The following is a 7,277-nucleotide window of genomic DNA, read 5'->3' on the forward strand; positions in this document are numbered from 1 at the left end:
TGCACGATGAGAAGGATCGCGTCGGGCTCGGGTCGGCGGGCGAGCACCGCCGAGCTGGAGTTGGCCCGGTTTGGTGGACACCTGATCTCTGGGGAACCCTGGTTCCCGGAAGAAGGAGTCTGCTGTGCCGAACAACTATCCGCCGGAGTTTCGCCGGCAGATGGTAGAGCTGGTGCGCGCGGGACGGACGCCGGAGGAGCTGGCCAAGGAGTTCCAGCCTTCCGCGCAGTCGATCCGTACCTGGGTGCGCCAGGCTGATCTGGATGACGGCCGCCGCCAGGACGGGCTGACCAGCGCCGAGAAGGACGAGCTGGCTCGGCTGCGCCGGGAGAACAAGATTCTCCGTGAGGAGAAGGAGATCTTGCGCAAGGCCGCGGCTTTCTTCGCGCGGGAGACGGATCTGCCGAGATGAAGTTCCGGTTGATTCATGCGGAGAAGGACCACCACAAGGTCTCCCTGCTGGCTCGGGTGCTGGGTGTGTCGCGCCAGGGCTACTACGCCTGGGCGGCCCGGCAGCGGCGCGGCCCGTCGACTCGAGCCCGTCGCGACGCCGAGCTGACCGAGCGGATCCGTCGGCATCACCAAGCGTCTGATGAGATCTACGGGGCGCCACGTATTCACGCCGACCTGCGCGAACTGGATGGGGTCCGGGTGGGCCGCAAACGAGTGGCCCGGCTGATGCGCGTGGCCGGGCTGGCCGGGGTGAGCAGGCGTAAGGGCGCCCGCACCACTGTCACCGATCCGCGCGCCAGATCTGCATCCGACTTGGTCGGGCGCGACTTCTGTGCCGAGGAGCCAAACCGGATCTGGACCGCTGACATCACGTACGTGCCGACCTGGCAGGGCTTCGTCTATCTGGCGGTGGTGCTGGATGTCTTCTCCCGCCGGATCGTCGGCTGGGCGATGGCCGAGCACATGCGCACCGAGTTGGTGACCGATGCGCTGGCGATGGCGCTGCACCAGCGCCACCCCGAGGCCGGGGTGATTCACCACAGCGATAAGGGGGGTCAATACACCTCGTTTGCCTTCGGTCAGCGCTGTGAGCAGGCAGGCGTCCGCCCGTCGACGGGCCGGAACGTGCTTCGACAATGCGATCACTGAGAGCTTCTTCGCCTCGCTGGAGTGCGAGCTGATTGACCGGCGCACCTTCCGCACCAGGTCAGAAGCCGAACGGGCCCTGTTCAGCTACATCGAGGGCTTCTACAACCCGCGCCGCCGTCACTCCGCCAACGGCCAGCTCAGCCCCGCCGAATACGAACGCCGACACGCGCTCAAGAACGCCCAAGACCTTGACTATGCTGCCGCGTAGTCGCAAGCCCTGATGTGTCTATCGAACCGGGGCAACTCCAGAGCTTGCTGTATCGCGAAGGTGGGTGTGCGTTACATAGGCGCGTACACGGCATGCGTTACAGGGGCGACCTGCGGGAACGCCATGGTGATCTTTGTGTATCGCGAACGAACGTTATCTTGCCTCTGTCGGCATGGACCCTTAAAGATCTTGCAATGCGGCTTTTGGCCTTACCTTGGCTGGACCCCTATTGGGCCGTTGACCCGGCGTTCGACGCGATGACTCTTGATCTTGATACGGGTCACCCGATGGCGCGTTTCGAACTTGATGTGGTGAATGCCACGCTGAGTGCTTTCGTCGAAATCTTGGTGAAGGCGGGCTACACGGTGACCACTCGCCTGCCCGATCATCCAGAAGACCATGACCTCCTGGTCGACGTCATCGCGGGACCGGGCCCTCGGACCCAATCATCGGTTCCGCCTCCCTGATATCTGTGCGGTCACGACGTGCTTACCGGCTCTGCTGGGCGTCGGAGGATCGGGCGGCCATCATCTGCACCAGCCAGGCCCGCTCGGCGGCGAGCGCGGCCGCGTCGGCCTCGGCGGTGTGCTCGGGTTCGGGCTCGCTCAACCGGGGCGGCTCGGGGCTGACGGGCACGGCGTGACGGTGCAGCACATCGCGCTCGAACACCTCCCACGACTCCGTAGCGGCCCGCAGCGGCCCCTGTGCGGCCCGTGGGACCGTGCTCGGCGCTGGGCCGGTGCCAGTGGCGCCATTGAGGCCTTCGGGGCTGCTGGGGCGCGTGGGACGGCTGCGCTCATCCAGGCGGGCATCGGCGTCGGCCTCGCGCCGGCCGCCGATCTGCCGGGCCCGGCGCCGAGCCTCCTCCACCAGCGCTGTGCGGCGCTCGGCGGCCGCGGTGTTGCGCTCGGCGTTGGCGGCCAGCCAGGCCGCGTGCGCCGATCCGTCGTCATCGACCTGGATCGCGGTGGCCCGCCGGTGGGAGCGACGCAGCCCGTTCAGGGTCCGCCCGGCCCGCCAGGTGATCAGTTTGGCCAGGTCGGTGGCACTGGCCACCTGCGCCGTCAACAGCTCCTTGGCCTCTGACCTGGGCATATGCCGCAGCAGCAGGGCCACCAGGTGTGACAGTTGGACCATCTCGGTCTCGCTGAGCATCTGCCCGCCGCGCTGGCGAGCCCACTCCGGGGACAGCTCCCTTACAAAGTTAAGGGCGTCGGCCTTCTCTTCGGAGAAATCTTGCCCCTCAAAGGGCAGCTGACGCGGCCGCCGAGGCTGCTGTGACAGTCGAGGCCTGTGGGAGGGGGAAGTCCCTTCTCGCGTATAAGGAGACGTGTGCAGTCGTCCACAGCCAAGTGAACTCCTGATCGCCGGGCCGCGGGTCGCACAGCCCTCGCGGATCACCTCGCACTCGGCCAGGGCGGCATCGACGTCGGCCATCGTGGGGTTGCCCCGGGCGGCGGTGCGGGGGTCGTCGATGTAGCGGCGCAACTCGGCCGCCAGCTCCACCGGCAGATCATCGGGCAGCGTGGCCAGGTCCAGGGCCAGCACGTAGCGGGCCTGACGCTCGGGCGCGGCCGCGCACACCTGGCGCAGCAGGCCGGCCTCGACCAGGCGCATGAAATCGGTCCAGCCGGTGCGTCGGCCCAGCGCGTGCCGGGCGCTGTAGGAGCCCAGCACGGCCGGGATGTCGACCAGGCGGCCGGCCTCATCGGCGTGATGGGTCAGGTGCCGGGCCATCCGTAGCGCGCACGGATGCACCAGCCGGCCCCGGGTTTCCAGCAGCGTCACCAGGCGCCACCACAGCTTCCTGGGCACGCGCGGCAGCACGGAGGCGCCCTCGTAGTGGGCGTAGAGCGTCCGCTGCGGCTCGACTGCGGGGGCGGAGGAAATCGGGGTGGTGGCTGTCAGCTCACCCGGCGTGTCGTAGCCAGGGCGTGGTGAGCTCAGCGCCTGGGCTGCTATCGTCGTCTCCAGACGTACATACAGACACGCCGAAGCCCCGCAGCTCGTCTGGCGGCCAAACCTGGAGCTGAGGCCCGAAGCGTGTCATGTGAAGTTGTGAGGTTAGGGAGCGCCCCTTCGGGGGCGCTTTCTTTTTGTCCTGGGTGACTCCGAAGGATCGACGTCGAGTTAGTCCCGCATCTTTCCACGATCACCGGGTGCTTGGGGACGCTCGTGCCCCTGTTCGCCTGGGCGTGTCGCACGGCGTGGGCGCATCTGCACACTGAGACACCCAGACCGGTCACCGACGCCCACACACCGCCAGCCGGGTACCAATCCCGACTTGATACAGCCACGCACCCCGACACACTCCATGACTTTGAGCAATTACGTCTGTCAAGATCTGATGTGATCAAGAATGCCACGGTTGTGACGGATGCGCGCGCTGTGACAGCAGTGACGTCGTGATCCGTGCGCCCCTCGGATGACAGTCCGGGTCCTGCCGGAGTCACCAATGCTGCGTCCTTGCAGGTAGATACGCTGACAAGTCGTCGGACGGCGAGGCCGCACAGGCTCGTGCGGGACTGTGCGGCCTCGTCGACCGACGGAACCTGGGGCGCGGCAGAGCCCTCGCCCGTCGAAACGGGCGAGGGCGGCTGCAGGGCAGTCAGGATCATCGGTCAGGCCACGCCGAGCATGTCGATCAGCTCGGCGACCTCGGCGGGGCTGCGGCCGTAGCGCGCGCACAGCCGCCGCGTGGCGGCGAGCTCCTCCTCGTTCAGCTCGGGGATCGGCCCGGTGAACATGCCGCGGTCGCCGAGCTGGTTGCCGAGCCCGGAGTCGTTGCCGGTCTCGGAGCGGCGCGGCTTGGGCTTGCGCGTCGTACGGCGCGGGGTGCGCGGCGCGGCCGGAGCCGGACGGTCCGCCGTACGGCGTCGCTCGGCCGGGGCCTGAGGAGCGGTCTCGGTGGCCACCGGTGCGGTCTCGACACCCTCCTCGACGGACTTGACCTGCGGGGCGGCCTGGTCGTGCTCGGCGTGCCGGTAGGCCTCACCGGTCGTCTCGGCCAGCCGGGTCCGTAGCCGCTCCAGTGCGCCGGCGACGCGGTCGGCGGCCGCGCGGACCTTGTGGTCGGGGCAGGTGCGGGCCAGCTCCAGCAGGTCGGCTGCGGGTGCGGTGGTGAGGTGCTGGCGTAGCGCGGCGATGGCGGTGGTCTCGTTCGGGGCGGTCATCAGCTCGTCCTCATCTCGTGGGCGCGCATGTAGGTGGCGATCAGGGTGAGCAGGCCCATCACGTGGGCGCCGACCGCGGCCGGGCTCTTGGGGATGGCCGTGCGCAGCGCGTCGATCCGGGTGGCGTCGTGGGTGGCGCGGGCGGCGATCATCTGGGCGGCCCAGCGGGTGACCGGCTCGATCGCCCCGTCGTCGGCCGCGTCCCGGCCGGCGAGACGGCGCTGCACGTCGGGCGTGGCCGCGATCAGGGTGTCGATCCACACCAGCAGGGCGCTGGTGATCGCGCCGGGCCCGTGGTGGGCGGGTAGGTCCAGCACTGCCGTGCGGGCGCCGTCGATGTCCTCGGCGACGGCCAGGTCCAAGGCGGCCATCGCACGCCGGTGGAAGGCCCGGTGCTCAGGACAGGAGGAGGCGGGAGGGTGCGGCAGGGCGGCGAGCAGCTCAGCGAGCATGGCCCGGTGCGCGGTGAACACCCGCCCGCCGTGAGTGTCTGCCAGGTCGGCGACCAGGGCGGCGTAGCTGTCGGCCCGCACCCATTCGGCGCGTCGGGCGTCGTCGGCCCCTGCCACGGCGGGAAGCTCGGCGACCTCGCCCAGGTCGAACAGGACGGGCCAGGTCACGATCCACGCCTCATCTGAGGCGCGCGGGTCCGGGACGTACCGGGCCGGCCACACCGTGCGGGGCATCCCCGCCAGGTCGATGCCGGTTTCCTCGGCGCCTTCGCGGACCGCCGCGTCGGCCGGGTCCTCGTCGGGCTCCACCATGCCGCCGCAGATCGCCCAGCCGTGGTCGTCGTCCCGCTCGACCATCAGCAGCCACCGGCCGGTCTTGGTGGTAGCGGTGACGATGGCGTCGGCGGCCTGCTGCTCGCCCCAGTGGCCCAGCTCGCCCCGGCCGTAGCGGATGCCGGTCGCGCTGTGAGGGTTGAGCGGGCGGCCGTTGCGCACCTCGAACCAGATCGCCGCGGCGGCCTGGCGGGGCGCCCAGTCGATGCGGGTGGGGTCGGTCTCCGGGTCGGCCCACCCTTCCTGGACGCCTCGGGTGAGGACGTCAGGGTGGGTGTACGTGGTTGTGCTGTTGCTCATGGTGTTCTCTTTCAGGTGGTGGGGGCTGGAACCGGGTGCGGGTGCTCGCCTGGCCCATCGGGGTGGGCGAGCACCCGCAGCGGCTGCTACAGCAGGCCCAGCGGCAGGGAGGCGACCACGACGACCAGGGCGGCGAGCATCAGGTCGACGGCCCGGCGCAGCCGGACGTACTTCGCCCTGGCGATGCTCGACAGGCGGATCACGTCCTTGGCGCGGCGGGTCTCGGGGTCGGCGGCGAGCTCGTCGAGCAGCTCGTCGACGTCGCAGACCTCGGCGTGGGAGACGAACCCGGTGCCCTGGCCGCGGCGGGGCAAGGACGGCCGGATAACGCACAGCGCCACGGCGGACGCGGCCGCCAGCAGCGCCACCGCGATGCCCAGACCGATCCGCGCCGGGACTGCCAGACCGGAGGCCAGCACCGCCAGGGCGGCCAGCACGGAGAACGCGGTGCCAGCGAAGGCGAGCACCGTGGCGGCCTTGGTGTCGGTGCGCACCAGCTCGGCGCGGGCGGCGCCGGCCTCGGCGATCAGGTCTGCGGCGGCGGACTCGTCGAGCCGCTGCAGCCGGTCGGCAGGCAGCGGGATGACGATGTCGGGGGCGACGTCGCGGTGCCAGTCGGCGTCGGGGTAGACCTCCTGCCAGGAGGAGGTCACCACAGCAGCGGGCCGCGAGCCGCAGGCGGCGACCTGGTCGATCCAGACCAGCTCCTCGGCGCGGGCGGTGATGAGCCCGGCGTCGTGCAACCAGGTCACCCACACCGGCTCGATCCCCGGGTTCTGCTCGAACTCCTTCTCGCTCAGCTCGCCGCGGCTGTAGGCGACGGTGCGCTCGGCCAGTTCCTGCAACTGCTCGGCCGACAGCCAGCGGACGTTGCGGGTCTCGCGGACGCTGGGGGCAAGCTCGCCGGTCACCTCGGCGCGGAACACCTCCCAGAAGTGGCCGACGCCGGCCGCGCCGGGAGCCCGGCGGCAGCGGTTGGCGCGCCAGCCGCCCATCAGCCAGGTCAGCGAGGTGACGGCCAGCCCGAGCTCCTCGGCGACCTCGGCGCGGGCGGCGTCGTCGCTGCTGCCGTGGGTGTCGACGTGACCGGCCGCCGGGGCGACCCCGGCCGGGAAGGTGGCCCGGTCGAACATCAGGTACTCGCCGGCGGCGTTGGTGATCAGGACGCCGACGCTGAGGTTGTCGCAGCGGGCGGCCGGGGCCAAGGGAGTGGTCTCGGCAATCGGGGCGCCGTTGGCGGTGGTAGTGATTCGGTGCATCATGGGTGTTGCCTTCCTGATCTGCATGGATTGGTGGGTGAGCGGGCGCGCCCGGCGTGGCCGGTCTTGGCGGATGGACCACGTTGGTGCGCGCCTGTCCCGGGGATTCAGCAGCTGCCGGCGTCGTCCTGGTCGTCGTCGGCCTTGTTCTTGCGGGTCTTCTTCTTGGGCTCCTCGTCCTGCTGGTCCTCCTCCTCGGTGTAGGAGCCGTCGCGGTAGGAGCCGTCGGTGATCGGCTCGGGCGGGGTGTCCAGCGAGACGACCGCGGTCGCGGCGACGATGAGGGCGGCGGCGAACGGGCGGTTGAGGTGCTTGGTGATGTTCATGGCAGGTGGTGCCTTTCCGGTTGTGGTGAAGGGGGGCTGGCGGGTCAGACCCGGGGGGTTTTCCTGGTGGCGGGCTCGGCGACGAACAGGCCGATCGTCGCGGTGGCGTCGGGCGTGGGCTTGGC

At 70.2% G+C, this 7,277-nt stretch carries 6 protein-coding genes and 1 pseudogene; 2 read left to right on the top strand and 5 right to left on the bottom strand.

Annotation, left to right across the window (positions count from 1 at the left end; translation table 11 throughout):
* The first annotated feature begins 124 nt into the window (after window positions 1-124).
* Together SROS_RS45485 and SROS_RS50615 are read left to right on the top strand one after the other, a co-directional pair.
* Window positions 125-1,309: pseudogene (locus tag SROS_RS45485) on the top strand (IS3 family transposase).
* Window positions 1,310-1,503: 194 nt separating this feature from the next.
* The gene (locus SROS_RS50615) at window positions 1,504-1,776 is read left to right on the top strand and encodes a hypothetical protein (protein ID WP_148269887.1); all 273 of its coding nucleotides are present in this window, start codon (window positions 1,504-1,506) and stop codon (window positions 1,774-1,776) included.
* 22 nt (window positions 1,777-1,798) lie between these two features.
* Here SROS_RS50615 and SROS_RS45495 read toward each other — a convergent pair whose 3' ends face one another.
* The 5 genes from SROS_RS45495 to SROS_RS45520 all read right to left on the bottom strand — a co-directional run bounded on the left by SROS_RS45495 (window position 1,799) and on the right by SROS_RS45520 (window position 7,152).
* The gene (locus SROS_RS45495) at window positions 1,799-3,124 is read right to left on the bottom strand and encodes a hypothetical protein (protein ID WP_148269888.1); all 1,326 of its coding nucleotides are present in this window, start codon (window positions 3,122-3,124) and stop codon (window positions 1,799-1,801) included.
* A gap of 806 nt (window positions 3,125-3,930) precedes the next feature.
* Window positions 3,931-4,482 (bottom strand): hypothetical protein, encoded by a 552-nt coding sequence (locus SROS_RS45500; RefSeq protein WP_012895759.1) that lies wholly within the window; start codon window positions 4,480-4,482, stop codon window positions 3,931-3,933.
* Window positions 4,482-5,567 carry an NUDIX domain-containing protein gene (locus tag SROS_RS54300; protein ID WP_012895760.1) on the bottom strand — a complete coding sequence of 362 codons (1,086 nt, stop codon included), beginning with the start codon at window positions 5,565-5,567 and terminating at the stop codon, window positions 4,482-4,484. The genes SROS_RS45500 and SROS_RS54300 overlap by 1 nt, the downstream gene beginning before the upstream one ends.
* 86 nt (window positions 5,568-5,653) lie before the next feature.
* Entirely contained in the window at window positions 5,654-6,829 is a 1,176-nt protein-coding gene (locus tag SROS_RS48490; RefSeq protein ID WP_012895761.1) for a Pycsar system effector family protein, read from the bottom strand.
* Window positions 6,830-6,933: 104 nt separating this feature from the next.
* Window positions 6,934-7,152, bottom strand: a complete 219-nt coding sequence (locus SROS_RS45520) for a hypothetical protein (RefSeq protein WP_012895762.1) — start codon at window positions 7,150-7,152, stop codon at window positions 6,934-6,936.
* Window positions 7,153-7,277: the final 125 nt, after the last annotated feature.

The sequence above is a fragment of the Streptosporangium roseum DSM 43021 genome, assembly GCF_000024865.1.
Lineage (GTDB): Bacteria > Actinomycetota > Actinomycetes > Streptosporangiales > Streptosporangiaceae > Streptosporangium > Streptosporangium roseum.

Coding starts and splice junctions, on each gene's coding strand:
- SROS_RS45500 (WP_012895759.1), bottom strand. CDS start 4,482: ATGACCGCCCCGAACGAGACCACCGCCATCGCCGCGCTACGCCAGCAC.
- SROS_RS50615 (WP_148269887.1), top strand. CDS start 1,504: ATGCGGCTTTTGGCCTTACCTTGGCTGGACCCCTATTGGGCCGTTGAC.
- SROS_RS54300 (WP_012895760.1), bottom strand. CDS start 5,567: ATGAGCAACAGCACAACCACGTACACCCACCCTGACGTCCTCACCCGA.
- SROS_RS45520 (WP_012895762.1), bottom strand. CDS start 7,152: ATGAACATCACCAAGCACCTCAACCGCCCGTTCGCCGCCGCCCTCATC.
- SROS_RS48490 (WP_012895761.1), bottom strand. CDS start 6,829: ATGATGCACCGAATCACTACCACCGCCAACGGCGCCCCGATTGCCGAG.